Origin of the sequence: Burkholderia sp. SIMBA_062, assembly GCF_046534765.1 — a bacterium.
Lineage (GTDB): Bacteria > Pseudomonadota > Gammaproteobacteria > Burkholderiales > Burkholderiaceae > Burkholderia > Burkholderia ambifaria.
On record NZ_JAWRYD010000571.1, the window covers coordinates 1 to 241 of the forward strand.

At 68.0% G+C, this 241-nt stretch carries 1 pseudogene; it reads left to right on the top strand.

The window, feature by feature from the left end:
• Positions 1-241, top strand: a pseudogene (locus SB786_RS37480) (thiol:disulfide interchange protein); the annotation flags it as partial.

Below are 241 nucleotides of genomic sequence, written 5' to 3' on the forward strand. Positions count from 1 at the left end.
CGCGGCGCTCGGCGCGGCCGCAGCGGCTGACGGCGCGGCCGCATCGGGCAGCTGGTTCGACAAGGTCACCATCGCGGATTTCGCTCAATCGCTGCTCGAGGGGCACGGCTTCCTCACGATCGTCGCGCTGTATTTCGTCGCAGGCGTCGTGTTGAGCCTGCTGCCGTGTTCGTACCCGATGATTCCGATCGTCTCCGCGATCATCATCGGCCAGGGCACGCGCGCAACGCATGCGCGCGGC